Source organism: Nocardiopsis aegyptia (assembly GCF_013410755.1).
In the GTDB taxonomy this organism is placed as follows: Bacteria; Actinomycetota; Actinomycetes; order Streptosporangiales; family Streptosporangiaceae; genus Nocardiopsis; species Nocardiopsis aegyptia.
The window spans coordinates 3,421,642-3,436,187 of sequence record NZ_JACCFS010000001.1 but is presented as its reverse complement, the minus strand read 5'-3'; the positions used below and the strand labels follow the sequence as shown (position 1 = coordinate 3,436,187).

The following is a 14,546-nucleotide window of genomic DNA, read 5'->3' as shown; positions in this document are numbered from 1 at the left end:
ATCAATGCTCTGGCGGTGAAGCGGTGCGAGTCCATGCTAGGACGCGTGAACAGCCTGTTTGGAGGACACGGGATACCTTTCCACCCTCTGGTCGATACGGGTACGCGGCTACCCAACGTCACCCGTGACTGGTGATCAGCGTCGTCGCAGCCGGGACTTGAGCAAATCGAGGAAAGATGTGACTTCCGTCACATTGAGGAACTTTGCGGTAACCACGAACAGTACGCCACCGACGGCACCACCGGCCACGATGGACGCGAGCGCCGGCCACAGGTCACCGGGCAGGCCGCGGAACGCGTAGATCATGACCACACCGAAGAGGGCGGCAGGAACGGTCGCGACGTGGATCTTGGCGAGCGTGACGAGGGTCTGGCGCCCCTCCATCCCGTTGAGGCGCCTGGCGAGCATGCGCCACATGATGACCGAGCCCACGACGTAGTACAGGCCGTAGGGCACGGGCAGCCACACCACGACGTGCTGCGGCTCCATCCAGAACAGCAGGCCGATCGCGGTGACCGCGTGGGCGGCCTCCGAGGGGATCGACACCAGGGCGGGCGACCGGGTGTCGCCCAGCGCGTAGAACACGCGCATCTGCAGCTGGAAGAGCGTGAACGGGATGAGCATCACGCAGAAGACCATGAGGATGCGGCCGATCGCGGCGGCGTCCTCGGCGCTGGTACTGCCCTGCGCGTAGATCATCACGCAGAAGGGGACGGCGAAGACGATCATCGCCACCGAGATGGGGATGATCAGCACCGACGACAGCCGGAAGCCGTGGGAGAAGTCACGGCGCACCTGGTCCTTGCGGCCCGCGGCCACGTGCTCGCTCATCCGCGGCAGCAGGGCGGTGATCACCGACACCGCGATGATCGCGTACGGCAGCTGGAAGAGCATGGACGCGAACTTGTACGCCGCGATGCCCGAACCCGTCTCGAAGCCCAGCTCGGCCGCCATCGACCCGGCGCGCGTCGCCACGTTGGTGGAGACGAGTGCGCCCACCTGCGCGACGACGATGTAGAGCATCATCCACGAGGCGGCGCCGGCCGCCTCGCCCAGGCCGGAGCCGCGCAGGTCCAGGCGCGGCCGCCAGCGGAAGCCCGCCGCCGCCAGGGCCCACACCAGCACGGCCGCCTGGACGACCTGGCCCAGGGCCGTGCCCAGGCCCAGGAGCATCAGCTCGCCGCTGGTGATGGACTCCACCGTCCGGCCCGGCCCGGCCAGGGCCAGGAACCAGAAACAGATCCCGATGATGACGACGTTGTTCAGCACCGGCGCCCACATCGGCGCGCCGAACCTGTTGCGCGCGTTGAGCATCGCGCTCGCCAGGCCGCTGGCGCCGATGAAGAAGATCTGCAGCACCAGGAAGCGGGCGAGGACGACCGAGACCTCGAACTGGCTGCCCGAGAACCCGCCCGCGTAGATCCGGATGAACCACTCCGCGAGGCCGACCGCCACCAGCGTGATGACGAACAGGGCCAGCAGCATCAGCGTGACCAGGCGCTGCTCGGTCCGGTCGCCGCCGTCGGCGTCCAGCTTGCGCCGCTTGACGATGAACGGCACGAACACGCTGGCCAACAACCCGCCGATGAGCAGGTCGTAGATCATGTACGGGACCATGCCCGCGGTCTGGTAGGCGTCGCCGAGCAGCTGCGTGCCGATCGCCGCGGCCAGGACGATCGTCCGGACGAAGCCCGTCACGCGCGAGGCGATCGTGCCGACCGCCATGATCGCGCTCGACTTGGCGATGTTGCCGGGGGCGGTGTGGGAACTGCCGCCGATCTCGTCGCCGTCCTCCAGACCGGCGCGGTCGGCGGTGCCCAGGTCGCCGATCTCGCTCGGGTCCCGGACCGTGGTCAGCCCGGTCTCCGCGGGGATCTCCGGATCGTGGCGCTCGTAGTCGTCGAGCACGTCCTCCGGCATCAGCAGGCGTGCGCGGTGCCGCTCGTGGGACCGCGACCCGGGGGTGCCGTCGTCCACGGGCGGGCTCGACTCGGTGGGGTGGTCGCTCGACACCGTCGGGCAGTCCTTTTCTCAGAACGGTCGTCTTCGGGGGAACTCCCGGCGGGGGCGGAGCCGGAAGGGACGGTACGGCGTCATCGACGCAGTCGGCCGCGGATCAGTTCCACGGCGGCGGTGAGCTCGGGCACGCGCAGCAGGCGCGCGAACCCGAGGAAGAGCAGTGCGCCGACTGTGCAGCCGACGGCGGGGGCGCCGATGTAACTGGCCAGTCCGGGCCCGACGAAGGTGTCGAAGAGCCAGGACACACCGAGGCCGGCCGCGATGCTCGGAACGACGGCCGCGTGCAGGCGCAACAATGTGCCAATGCAGTGCTTGCCGTCAAGCCCCCCGAGGCGCCGGCTCAGCACGTTCCCGGCGATGACGAGGCCGCTCAGGAAGGAGACCATGAAGCCGGCCGCCACGCCCACGACGACCTGCTCCGGGGGCAGGAACAGGTAGGCGACCAGGGCCAGCGCGCTGTGGACGGCCAGGTTGGCGATGGCGATCAGCGACGGTGTGCGGGTGTCGCCCATGGCGAAGAACACCCGCAGCATGAGCTGGAAGACCGTGAACGGGACCAGGCCCAGGGCCATGACCGCGAGGATCTGGCCGATGTTGGCCGCGTCGGCCACCGAGATCGACCCGCGGGCGAAGGCCAGCACGGAGATCGGGACCGCGTACATCGCGATCGCGAAGGCCATCGGCACCAGGACGAACGCCGAGATCCGCAGGGTGCGGGAGAAGTCCGAGCGGACCGAGGTCCAGTCCTCGTCCTCGGCGTGGGCGCTCATCCGGGGCAGGAGCACGGTGATGAGCGAGACCGCGATGATCGCGTACGGCAGCTGGAAGAGCTGGTAGGCGAGGTTGTAGGCGGTGATGCCCGCTCCGACCTCGCGCCCTTGTTCGATCCCGGCCACGTTGGCGGCGTTGGCGATGTTGGTGGTGATCCACAGGCCCGCCTGCGTCAGCAGGGTGTAGAGCATCATCCAGCCGGCGGTGCGCAGGGCCTCGCCCAGACCGCTGCCGCGCAGGTCCAGCCGGGGACGCCACCGGTAGCCGGACCGGCTGAGGGCGACGAACAGCACGACGGCCTGCAAGGCCATGCCGGCCGCGGTGCCCGCGCCCAGCAGCGTCAGGTGGGAGTGGTCGACCGGGGGCTCCTGGCCGGGGCCGGCCGTCCACAGGAACATCGCGCCGACGCCCATGATGACCAGGTTGTTGAGCACCGGGGCCCAGACCGCCGCGCCGAACTTCCCGCGGGTGTTGAGCATGGCGCTGAGCAGGCCGCTCATGCCCACGAAGAAGATCTGGGTCATGAGGTAGCGCGCCAGGAACACCGAGTCGTCGAACTGCGCGTCGGTGAACCGGGACCCGTACATCAGGATCAGGAACTCGGCGGCCAGGACCGCCACCGTGGTGAGCAGCAGCAGCGCCAGCAGCGTGGTGGTGAACAGCCGGTCCTCGGTGGCCTTGCCGCCGTCGGCGTCGCGCTTGCGGCGCTTGACCAGGAACGGCACGATGACGCTCGCCATCAGGCCGCCGATGAGCAGGTCGTTGAGGATGAACGGGATCGTGTGCGCGGTGTTGTAGGCGTCACCGAGCAGGTGGGTGCCGATGGCGGCGCCGAGCACGATCGTGCGGGCGAAGCCGGTGATCCGGGAGGCCATGGTGCCGACCGCCATGACGGCGCTGGAGCGCATCATCCCGCCGCCGTCGGAACCCGACCCCGACCCGTCACCGGGACCGTCGGGCGGGCCCTCGCCGGAACCCCCGCCGGGCCGGACCTCCTCCGGCTCGGGCAGCTCGCCCTCCTCGAAGGAGGCCGTCGGGCCGCCGGCCGGCCGGATCGGGTTCTCGCCGGGCAGCGGCCCCTCGGCGTCGCGGTACGGGTACTGGGGGGAACGGTCGGCGGGGTGTCCGCCGCCGTTCGGGGAGTCGGTGACCACCGTGGATCAGGCTTCCTTTCGTCCGACTGGGGAGTGTCCGGCCGGGGCCCCGCGGCGCGGGGCCCGGTGCGGGGGCGGTGGGTGCGCCGCGCCGCACGCCGACATGGCGACGTGCGGTCGTGTCGACATGGCGTCCTGTCGGTCAGGCGACATGTCGGCGCGTCGCTCGGTGGGGATTCACCGGCCGGACCCGTCCGGCTTCCGGGAGTGCTCGGTCCCACTGGTGTCGGGCTCCGTCGACTCCTCGGCGGCGTCCACCTCGGTGGAGCGCTCGGTGCCATCGTCCCCTGTCTCCGATGGTGCCCCGTCCACCGGGTCCGCGGTCGCGTCGCCGGAGTCCGTCCCCGCCGCCTCGGCGCCGGCCGCCGTTCCGGCGTCCTCGCCCTCCGCGGAGCGGGCGGCCTGGCGGCGGGCCCACTTGCGCAGCGCCCGGGGCGCCAGGGCCACGACGAGGATGAGCAGGCCGATACCGCTGATCATCAGGGCCTGCGTGCCCAGACCGGTCGCGTTCACCGGGATCAGCGTGTCCTGGGAGCTGATCGGCTCGCCCGCGGTGTTCTGCAGGCTCACATACAGCTCCGTGCGGCCGTTGATCCGGGCCGACAGCGGGACGTAGACGGTGGTCTTGGTCCCCGGCGCGATCTCGAAGCGCTGGGTGTACTCGCCGATGGCCAGGCGTTCGGAGTTGGCGGAGAACACCGAGAGGTGGACGTAGACCGCCTCGTCCTCCAGGTCGTTGGCGACCAGGATCCCGGTGGTGCCGGTGCGGGAGGCCAGGGTGACCGGCTCGCCGGGGATGATGCGCACGTCCTCGCGGTGCTCCTGCAGGGTGCTCAGGACGAGGGAGCGGGCCACCCCGGCCGGGGCCTCGCGGTCCCGCCAGTACATCGACTCCAGCCTCAGGACCGCGGGGCGGAACGGATCGGAGCCCCCGACCAGGACGCTGTTGAACAGCCGCACGTCCTGGTTGACGTCCTCGATCTGGCCCAGGTAGGTGGAGCTCAGCTCCTCGTCGGCGTCGGGGTAGGTGAGGTCGCGGCGGGTGTCCTCGCGCTCGGACTCGTCCGCCAGTTCGACGTCGTCCAGCCGCTCGGGGGACAGCCACGGAAGCTCCTCGGACGCCTGCAGCACACCCGACGCGAACGCGGGATCCGGATCCCAGAGTGGTTCGGGAGAGGCGACGACCACCCGGTCGTCGCCCGCGTTCTCGCCGGCGATCATCGCGGTCTCGGCGGCGAAGCGCTGCAGCGCGAGCGCGGTCTCGCCGGGCTCGCCGGTCGGCGCCGACAACACGTCGGTGAGGCCGTCGTCGGCGACCAGGCCGACCCGCTCCACGTCCTCACCGTCGCCCTCCAGGGACGGCAACGGGGCCTGGGCGGTCGGGGTGGTGGAGAGCCAGTCGGCCGTGGGCAGGGTCGGCTCGCGGAGCACGAAGCGCTCGGCACCGTTCTCGGCCAGGAGTTCGTAGACGGCCTCGTCCATCACTCCGCCGGGCGGGGCGGCGTACGTGCCGTCGGCCTCCGTCGCCAGCGCGCGCAGGACGGCCTCCTGACCCACGCGGACGGCGGCCTCGGCGTCGGCGCCCATGCCGTTGTGGACCAGCGCGGCCAGGTCGGCGGAGGCGTAGGGGGTGGCCACGACGGTGTCCAGGAGCAGGACCTTGCGGGCCTCGCGCAGCCACACCTGGGCGGACTGGTCGGCCTCGAACCGCTCGACGGCCGGGTCGGAGCCGACCGTGACCTCCTCCAGGTCCTGCACGACCGAGTACTCCTCGGAGGCCAGCCGCACGATGTCGTCCAGCGTGCCGGGGTCGACGGCCCAGGTGACGGGGACACCCTCGGTCCGGGTCGGCTCCTCGGGCTCGTCCGCGGCGTCCTCGTCCCCGGCCTCCGCCTGGTCGCCCTCCTCACCGTCCGCGGGCTCCTCGGTCCCGTCCTGACCGCTCTCCTCGTCGGTCGGCTCCTCGGAGGGCAGGCCCTCCGCCGTCTCCTCGGCGGTGGGCTCGTCGGGAACGGGGGTCTCCTCCTGGCCCTCCTCCAGGCCGAGGAGTTCGATCAGGTCGTCCTCGCCGGCGTCGAAGGACAGGGTGGTCTGCGCCCCGGCGGCCAGCAGGCGGCTCAGGCGGCCGTCGGCGGCGACCTCCTCCGGGATGCGCTCGCTCAGGAAGGTGTCGTCGTCCGCGCGCTGGGGGTCCGCGACGAGCGGCCACACCCAGGCGATGTCGACCGAGGGGACGTCGTCGTCGCCCGTGTAGGGGAGGAAGGTGTACTGCGCGCCCACGACCTCGCCGTCGCCGTCGACGGCCTCGACGACCAGCGGGTAGACGCCGTAGCCCGACAGTCCGAGCTCCTCGATCGGGGTGCTGAGCGAGTAGTCGCCCTCCGCCGCCGGTTCCAGGGTGCCGACACCGTCCTCCTCGGGGCCCTCCGCGTTCGGCTGCCAGCCCGACCCCGAGGCGAACTCGTCCAGCTCGTCGCGGCCGGTGAAGGGGTGGCGCGAGTAGCGCAGGCGCACGGTGACGTCGTCGAGCTCGGCGTCGGTGGTGTTGGTCACCCGGCCGACCACGCGCAGGGTGCTGTCGTCGTCGACCGCTTCGGGCGTGATGCGGTCGACGACGAGCGGCTCGGCGGTGTCCTCGGCCTGGGGTGCGGCCCCGGCGGAGGAGTGCGCGGCCGGGATCGGGAACAGCGCGGCGGTCATGGCCGTGACCGCGGCGGCGGAGACAATTCGACGCAACGCTTGACCGGTTTCCTGATTCGGGTCCAGGTAGCCGTCCCGCCGGGCGTGGGCACGTGGGGCGGAGACGGTCGGAGCACCCGCACGGCGCGCTCGGCGGACGCGGGCCGGGTGGACGCGAGGAGACGGAGGCGTCCTACCACTGCCCCCGAAGATACCGTGTCCCCGGTACCCGGACGCGGGTGCGGCCCGGCGTGCGCGGTGCCGTGGGGGTGACCCACCCTCTCACCGAACACCGTCCTGCCACCAGTGCCGACGCGGTCCGGCGGACGAGTCGACGGGAGAAGGCGGGGTCTTCGCGCGTCATCGCCTAATCTGCGTGGTGTGCCGAACACAGAGTTTTCGAGTGAGACCGACACCGCCAAGCAGGAGGAATCGGGGGCGACGCGCCCCGCGGGGACACTGACGGGTGAGCAGAGAGCGGCGATCACCGCCCTGCTCGACGCCGTGCGCCCCGTCTCCGACGAACTCGGCGAACGCTTCGCCGCACACGACCAGCAGCTCGCCGTCGTCGGCGGGCCCGTGCGCGACGCGCTCCTCGGAAGAGCCTCCAACGATGTGGACCTCACCACGGACGCCGTCCCCCAGCGCATCCTCGAACTGGTCGACGGCTGGGCCGACTCGGTGTGGACGGTCGGCATCGAGTTCGGCACGGTCGGGCTGCGCAAGAAGGGGCTGCAGGTGGAGGTCACCACCTACCGCAGCGAGTCCTACTCCCCGAAGTCGCGCAAGCCGGACGTCCACTACGGCGACAACATCCACGACGACCTGCTGCGCCGCGACTTCACGGTGAACGCGATGGCCGTGCGCATGCCCAGCCAGGAGTTCGTCGACCCCTTCGGCGGACTCGCCGACCTGGCCGAGGGCGTCCTGCGCACGCCCGGCCGGCCGGAGGACTCCTTCAGCGACGACCCCCTGCGCATCATGCGGGCGGTCCGCTTCGCCGCCCAGCTCGGCTTCGAGCTGGCGCCGGAGGTGGCCGAGGCCGCCCGTGACATGGCCGACCGGCTGTCCATCGTCTCCGCCGAGCGCGTCCGCGACGAGCTGGTCAAGCTCCTGCTCAGCCCGGACCCGCGCCGCGGCATCGAGCTCATGGTGGAGCTGGGGATCGCTCCCTACGTCCTGCCGGAGATCCCCAAGCTGCGCCTGGAGATCGACGAGCACCACCGGCACAAGGACGTCTACGAGCACTCGCTCATCGTCCTGGACCAGGCGATCGAACTGGAGCGCGCTCGCGGGCACGAACCGGATCTGGTCCTGCGCCTGGCGGCACTGCTGCACGACGTCGGCAAGCCCAAGACCAGGGCGTTCGAGGGTCCGGGCCGGGTGACCTTCCACCACCACGAGGTGGTGGGCGCCTCGATGAGCCGCAAGCGGCTCAGCGCCCTGCGCTTCCCCAAGGACGTCATCACCGACGTCAGCACCCTGGTCGCCCTGCACCTGCGCTTCCACGGCTACGGCAAGGGCGAGTGGACCGACTCCGCGGTGCGCCGGTACGCGCGCGACGCCGGGTCACAGCTGGAGCGGCTGCACATCCTCACCCGCGCCGACTGCACCACACGCAACCGGCGCAAGGCGGCGGCCCTGGCGCGCGCCTACGACGACATCGAGCGGCGCATCGAGAAGCTCGCCGAGCAGGAGGAACTCGACCGGATCCGCCCGGACCTGGACGGCAACGAGATCCAGCAGATCCTCGACGTCAAGCCGGGACCGGTCATCGGCCGGGCCTACCGCTACCTCCTGGAGCTGCGCCTGGAGAACGGGCCGATGAGCAAGGACGACGCGGCCGCCGCCCTGAGGACGTGGGCCGCCGAGCATTTGTGAGGGTGGTGCTGTGTTTTCTTTGGGGCCTCCGCTCGTTCCTCGCTTCGGCCCGTGCTCGGGGCGCCGAGTAGCCAGTGTTCTTCGTCGTCGACTTGCCTTGCTCGCAAGCTCGCTGCGGCCCCGTCTCCTCCTGCAGAACACTGGCGCGCCCCGAGCCAACCCCCTATGGACCCCACACCTATAGAGGCTTCAACCCCCCCTGTAGCCCCCAACACTGAACGGCCTACCTTTACCCCCCTCGGGTGAACGTAGGCCGTTTTCGTGCTGCTTCAACCCCTTGTGGCATCCGATGCGCGATGGCCTACCTGTCACCCCTTGGGGTTGAGGTAGGCCGTGTCGTGCGGCGTCGACCCCCTGGGCCTGGGGCACATGGGGTCTGTGTATGTGCCTTCGGTGCCTTCCGGGGGGTGGGCGTGGGGCGTCCCTGCTCGGTGTGCCCGTGGGAGGTTGAAGCCGCACGAAAACGGCCTACCTCGACACCAGGGGGTGAGAGGTGCGCGGTTCAGCTCGCGGGGACCACAGGGGGTCTGTCCGGGCCAAAGCGAGGAACGAGCGGCGGCCCAAAGAAGGCACAGGGGTGAGGGGCGCGCCGGTGCCTGCAGGAGGAGTCTCTGCCGCCAGCGAGCTTGCGAGCCAGGCAGTAGCGACGACGAAGGACCCGGCGTGAAGCGCCCCGAACTCAACCCAACCCTCACCTACATTTGACGGCCGTCACGGCCATCGCCATGCCGAACACGCGCAGCGGTGTGCCCTCCAGGGTGTCGGAGACCGACTGGAGGGCACGGCCGCGGCGGTCGAAGGGCGGCATCAGGTAGTCGATGGCGCGCACGCTCAGGCCCGTGCCGCGCAGTGCCCGGCCCAGCTCCTGGGTGGTGAAGGTGCGCGCGTCCGACATCCGGTCGTGCAGCGGACGCACCCACGGCAGGAAGGGGGCGGTGAGCGCCGAGCGGCGCCGGGTGCCCCACAGGACGCCGTGCGTCTCGAAGGGGAACCAGCGGTTGGGCGTGGTGAAGGAGAACGCGCCGCCGGGCTTGAGCACGCGGTGGATTTCGCGCAGGCTCCCCTCCAGGTCGTCGAGGTGCTCCAGAACCTCGAAGGCGGTCACCCGGTCGAAGGTGTTCGCGTCGAAGGCCAGGCTGTCCGCGTTCATCTTGTGCAGGCCGATCCGGTCGGCGAGGTCGGTGCCGGCGATGCGGTCGGCGAACGCGGAGAGTCGTTCGGGCTCCACATCGATGGCGTCGACCCGCACGTAGCCCGACGCCAGTTCGGCCGTGTGCAGGCCCGCGCCGCAGCCGACGTCCAGGAGCCGGTCGCCGTAGGGCGGCAACTGCTGGGCGACGGCCCCGACGCGCTTGGACACCCCGCGCGGGCCGAACGCGCTGGACGGGTTCCCCAGTCCGAAACCGACGGTCATGGTGCACCTTCCCTGCAAGACGACGAGTCCTGCCGGGGACACTACAGCAGGTGATCATGTGATCACGTAAGGAAGGTGCTCCGCGTCGATGTGTCGACCTGTCGCCGTGTGGTGGGTCAGCAGGCACAGCCGGGCGCGCCGACCGGCCCGACGAGCGGGTCGACCGGACCTCGGGCCACACCGGTGGCGGTCTGGACGGCGAGCCCCTCCCGCACCCAGTACTCCATGCCGCCCACCATCTCCTTGACGCGGTAGCCCAGCCGGGCGAAGGCCAGGGCGCCGCGCGCCGCCCCGTCGCAGCCGGGGCCCCAGCAGTAGGTCACCACGGTCAGCGCCGGGTCGACCAGGCCGGGTGCCTCCTCGGCGATCCTCGCGTGCGGCAGGTGCACCGCGCCCGGCACCCGGCCCTGCTCCCACGCGCGGGCGTCGCGGGTGTCGACCAGGACGAAGCCGGGCTCGTCCAGCGCCATCGACGCGTGGACGTCGGAGACGTCGGTGTACAGGGACAGGCGGGCCGCGAAGTGCGCCGCGGCCTCGGCGGGGGACGGGGCGGGGACGCGGACGGCGGGGCCGAGGGTCTGTGTCGTCATGTCGACCAATCTACGGAGGGCGAGCCGCAGTGGACAGGGGAGTTCCACGGGGTCGGGTGGGTAGGGCCGGTGAATCAGCGGTATATCTGTAATATGACCGCCGAATCCCTCGACGAGACCGACCTGCGCCTCCTTCGTGCCCTCCAGGACGACGGACGGGCGAGCTACGCCGAACTCGCCCGCAGGGTCGCCATGTCGCCCAGCGCGGTGACCGAGCGGGTGCGTCGCCTGGAGGAGGAGGGCGTGATCACCGGCTACTCCGCCTCCGTGTCCCCGGAACGGCTCGGGTTCACCGTGCTCGCCTTCGTCCGGCTCGCCTACCCCACTGGTCACTACAAGCCCTTCCACGACCTCCTGGCGACCACGCCGGAGATCACCGAGGCCCATCACGTCACCGGTGAGGACTGCTTCCTGCTCAAGGTGCTCGCCCGCGACATGCGCCACCTGGAGGCGGTGGTGGGCCGGGCGGCCACCCTGGGGCCGGTCACCACCAACGTCGTCTACTCCAGCCCGCTCGACGGCAGGCCCCCGACGGAGGCGCTCACGTCGGGTACGGCACACTGACCGGATGACGACCACCACCTGGTACCTGGAGTCGACCGCGCCGTCGGACCTGGTCCCGGCGCGCGAGCCCCAGGCCGCACGGGACGTGAGCTTCGTCCGGTGCGGCGTCCCCAGCCCCGACTTCAGCCGCTTCCTCTACGAGAGCGTCGGCCGGGACTGGCAGTGGACCGACCGGCTCGCGTGGTCGCGCGAGCGGTGGCGTGCGTGGGTGGAGCGGCCCGGAAGCGAGACCTGGGTCCTGTACGAGCACGGCACCCCCGCGGGCTTCGCCGAACTCGACGCGCAGCCCGAGGGCGACGTGGAGATCGCCTACTTCGGCCTCATGCCCGGCTTCCTCGGCAGGGGACTGGGCGGGCACATGCTCACACGGACGCTGTGCCGCGCCTGGGACCTGGCCGAGCGGTGGCCGGACCGCGAGCCCACCCGCCGCGTGTGGGTGCACACCTGCACCCTCGACGGCGAGCACGCGCTCGCCAACTACCGGGCGCGCGGCCTGCGCGTGTACCGGGAGACCGCCGACTGATCCGGCCGCGAACGTCAACGGGGCCGATGCGGCGGGAACGGGGTCCCCTCCCGGACGGCGGCCTCGGCCCCGAGCGTGCTCTCCGCCGCCGACCGTGCCGGTACCGGGTCCCGACGGAGGCCGCGCACGGTCCACGCGGTGCTGAGGAGGAGGAAGGCGAGCGCCATGGCGCCGACCACGGCCGCGCTCACGCCGGACGGCGGCACCAGCGCCGCCGCCAGAGCGGCCCCCAGGACGAACGTGGCGTTGAACAGGACGTCGTAGACGGAGAACACCCGGCCCCGGAAGGCGTCGTCGACATGTCGCTGAACCAACGTGTCGACCGTGACCTTCACACCCTGGGAGACGAAGCCCAGCACGAACGCGGCGACCGGGAACAGCGCCGGTGAGAACGGCAGTCCGAAGACCACCAGTGCCACGGCCGCCGCCGCCAGCTGGAGGGCGATCCACGTGCCGGGCGCCATGCGCGCGGTCGCCCACGGGGTCGCCACCGCGCCGAGGAAGAACCCGATCGCGAGCAGCCCGGCCGCGACGGAGAAGCCGGCGAGCCCGGCCACCCCGCCCCCGGTGAACGTGTTGTTGTACAGCAGCAGCGTGAGCAGGGTGGAGACACCGAACAGCACACGGTGTCCGCCGATCGTGGCCAGCGCGTCCCGGGCGGCGGGCCGGGCCCAGATGTGCCGCACCCCGGCGACCATGCCGAGGACGGCGCTGTGGACGGCGGCGCGCACCTCCTCGGGCTCGCGTTCGAGGTGCGGCCCCAGCTCCCGGCGGCCGAGCGTCAGGGAGACCAGCGCGGCACCGGTGAAGCCGACCGCGGCGGCGAACAGGACCAGACCCGTGCCGAGGGCCGTCGCGCCGGCGACCATGCCGACGGCCAGGCCCGCGCCGGTGCCCAGCGAGCTGGCCACCGTCCCGCAGGTCGGGGTGACCGCGTTGGCCATCATCAGCTTGTCGCGGGAGACCACGTACGGCAGTCCGGCCGACAGTCCCGACAGGAAGAAGCGGTTGACGCTCAGTACCAGCAGGGCGGCGACGAGGAAGGCCGGGCCCTCGCCCCCGGACACCACCAGCGCGCTCACCACCGCGAGGACGGCCTTGACGAGGGAGGACAGCAGCAGCACCTGGCGGCGCGGCCACCGGTCGATCAGGACCCCGGCGAAGGGCGCCACCACCGAGAACGGCAGGAGCAGCACCGCGAAGGCCGCCGCGACGGCGCCGGCGCTCGTGTGCTGCTCGGGGTTGAAGAAGACGAATCCGGCCAGACCGGCCTGGTAGACGCCGTCGGAGAACTGCGAGACCAGGCGGGTGCCGAACAGCCGGCGGAACCTGGACCCCCGGAGGACCACGCGCAGATCACCGTAGAAGGACACGCCCTCAGAGTACGGCCTGCCGCCCGGCCCACGACGGCCTGCCCGGGGCCGTGCGGCCCCGGGCACGGCGACCTCAGCCCTGGTCGCCCGCGATGAAGCTCTCGACGGCGTCGTGCGCCTCGGCGTCGCTGTACTGCACGGGCGGGGACTTCATGAAGTAGGAGGACGGCTCCAGGATCGGGCCGCCGAGACCGCGGTCCTTGGCGATCTTCGCGGCGCGGACGGCGTCGATGATGATGCCGGCGGAGTTGGGGGAGTCCCACACCTCCAGCTTGTACTCCAGGTTCAGCGGAACGTCGCCGAACGCACGGCCCTCCAGACGGATGTAGGCCCACTTGCGGTCGTCGAGCCACGGCACGTGGTCCGACGGGCCGATGTGCACCGAGCCGGCCTTGAGCTCGTGCGGGATCTGCGAGGTCACGGACTGCGTCTTGGAGACCTTCTTGGACTCCAGGCGCTCGCGCTCCAACATGTTCTTGAAGTCCATGTTGCCGCCGAAGTTGAGCTGGTAGGTCCGGTCGACGATGACGCCGCGGTCCTCGAAGAGCTTCGACAGCACCCGGTGAGTGATGGTCGCGCCGATCTGCGACTTGATGTCGTCGCCGATGATCGGCACGCCCGCCTTGGTGAACTTCTCCGCCCACTCGGGGTCGGAGGCGATGAACACCGGCAGGGCGTTGACGTAGGCCACGCCCGCGTCGATCGCGCACTGGGCGTAGAACTTGCCCGCCTCCTCCGACCCCACGGGGAGGTAGGAGACGAGGACGTCGGCCTTGGTGGCCTTGAGGGCGGCCACGACGTCGACGGCGTCCTCGGCGGACTCCTCGATCATCTCCCGGTAGTACTTGCCGAGCCCGTCGTAGGTCGGCCCGCGCATCACGCTGACGCCGGTCGGGGGCACGTCGGTGATCTTGATCGTGTTGTTCTCGCTCGCCGTGATGGCGTCGGCCAGGTCGTGTCCGACCTTCTTGGCGTCCACGTCGAAGGCGGCCACGAACTCGATGTCGCGCACGTGGTAAGGCCCGAACTGCACGTGCATCAGGCCAGGTACCCGGGACTCGGGGTTGGCGTCCTTGTAGTAATGCACGCCTTGGACGAGCGACGCCGCACAGTTGCCGACGCCCACGACGGCTACACGTACCGAACCCATTGGTCCTTGCTCCTTCTTCTCCGCGAACATGGATTCCACGACGCACGACGGCGGGCCCGCGCCGACGGCTGTCGGGGGCCTGTCATCCCGCGTTCGTTTCCCGTATGTGGTCAGCAGCGCACGCGGCGGTTCTGTTCCCCCGATACGGCCGTCGACTACGGGTGGGAACGTGCATGTCTGGCTGGTTTGTTCAGATCTGACTCTATCTTCGCTGGCCGGCGGCCCGGCATCGCCCACGCGCGGACACCGGTCCTTCCCACGACCCGCGGCACCGGTCACGGGCGGGCACGGACGACGGACTGAGCACAAAGTCTCAGTGCGGCGCCCTGTCCTGCGGCGACGTCCCGGGTCGGGCACCGGGTGGTTCGACCATGTCACCGCCTCCGACCAGCCCCACCGCCCCGAACCGGCAATTCGGGCGGTTCCGG

Annotated in this window: 10 protein-coding genes; 3 read left to right on the top strand and 7 right to left on the bottom strand. The window is 71.0% G+C overall.

The features are described 5' to 3' along the window. Nucleotides 1–135: 135 nt before the first annotated feature. The 3 genes from murJ (HNR10_RS15430) to HNR10_RS15420 form a co-directional block, all read right to left on the bottom strand. On the bottom strand, nucleotides 136–1,920 hold the full coding sequence (gene murJ, locus HNR10_RS15430; RefSeq protein WP_179829762.1) for a murein biosynthesis integral membrane protein MurJ: 1,785 nt from the start codon (nucleotides 1,918–1,920) through the stop codon (nucleotides 136–138). Nucleotides 1,921–2,093: 173 nt separating this feature from the next. Beyond that, on the bottom strand, nucleotides 2,094–3,944 hold the full coding sequence (murJ, locus tag HNR10_RS15425) for a murein biosynthesis integral membrane protein MurJ (RefSeq protein WP_179824244.1): 1,851 nt from the start codon (nucleotides 3,942–3,944) through the stop codon (nucleotides 2,094–2,096). 177 nt (nucleotides 3,945–4,121) lie between these two features. Continuing rightward, nucleotides 4,122–6,644 carry a DUF6049 family protein gene (locus HNR10_RS15420; protein WP_179829761.1) on the bottom strand — a complete coding sequence of 841 codons (2,523 nt, stop codon included), beginning with the start codon at nucleotides 6,642–6,644 and terminating at the stop codon, nucleotides 4,122–4,124. A 360-nt stretch (nucleotides 6,645–7,004) separates the two neighbouring features. On the opposite strand from HNR10_RS15420, the gene HNR10_RS15415 reads away from it, so the two are divergent. After that, the gene (locus HNR10_RS15415; protein WP_179824242.1) at nucleotides 7,005–8,504 is read left to right on the top strand and encodes a CCA tRNA nucleotidyltransferase; all 1,500 of its coding nucleotides are present in this window, start codon (nucleotides 7,005–7,007) and stop codon (nucleotides 8,502–8,504) included. Nucleotides 8,505–9,195: 691 nt separating this feature from the next. On the opposite strand, the gene HNR10_RS15410 is transcribed toward HNR10_RS15415, so the two are convergent. Together HNR10_RS15410 and HNR10_RS15405 are read right to left on the bottom strand one after the other, a co-directional pair. Continuing rightward, a complete protein-coding gene (locus HNR10_RS15410) occupies nucleotides 9,196–9,918 on the bottom strand; it encodes a class I SAM-dependent methyltransferase (protein WP_179824240.1) in 723 nt (240 codons plus the stop codon). Nucleotides 9,919–10,034: 116 nt separating this feature from the next. Beyond that, entirely contained in the window at nucleotides 10,035–10,508 is a 474-nt protein-coding gene (locus HNR10_RS15405) for a rhodanese-like domain-containing protein (protein ID WP_179824238.1), read from the bottom strand. A 93-nt stretch (nucleotides 10,509–10,601) separates the two neighbouring features. On the opposite strand from HNR10_RS15405, the gene HNR10_RS15400 reads away from it, so the two are divergent. Together HNR10_RS15400 and HNR10_RS15395 are read left to right on the top strand one after the other, a co-directional pair. Continuing rightward, complete coding sequence (locus HNR10_RS15400) at nucleotides 10,602–11,072, top strand: Lrp/AsnC family transcriptional regulator (protein WP_179824236.1); 471 nt, start codon at nucleotides 10,602–10,604, stop codon at nucleotides 11,070–11,072. Nucleotides 11,073–11,076: 4 nt separating this feature from the next. Next, entirely contained in the window at nucleotides 11,077–11,595 is a 519-nt protein-coding gene (locus HNR10_RS15395; RefSeq protein ID WP_179824234.1) for a GNAT family N-acetyltransferase, read from the top strand. 14 nt (nucleotides 11,596–11,609) lie between these two features. On the opposite strand, the gene HNR10_RS15390 is transcribed toward HNR10_RS15395, so the two are convergent. Together HNR10_RS15390 and HNR10_RS15385 are read right to left on the bottom strand one after the other, a co-directional pair. Continuing rightward, nucleotides 11,610–12,968 carry an MFS transporter gene (locus HNR10_RS15390; protein ID WP_179824232.1) on the bottom strand — a complete coding sequence of 453 codons (1,359 nt, stop codon included), beginning with the start codon at nucleotides 12,966–12,968 and terminating at the stop codon, nucleotides 11,610–11,612. Between the two features lie 73 nt (nucleotides 12,969–13,041). Continuing rightward, nucleotides 13,042–14,118, bottom strand: a complete 1,077-nt coding sequence (locus HNR10_RS15385; protein WP_179824230.1) for an inositol-3-phosphate synthase — start codon at nucleotides 14,116–14,118, stop codon at nucleotides 13,042–13,044. Between the last annotated feature and the right edge of the window lie 428 nt (nucleotides 14,119–14,546).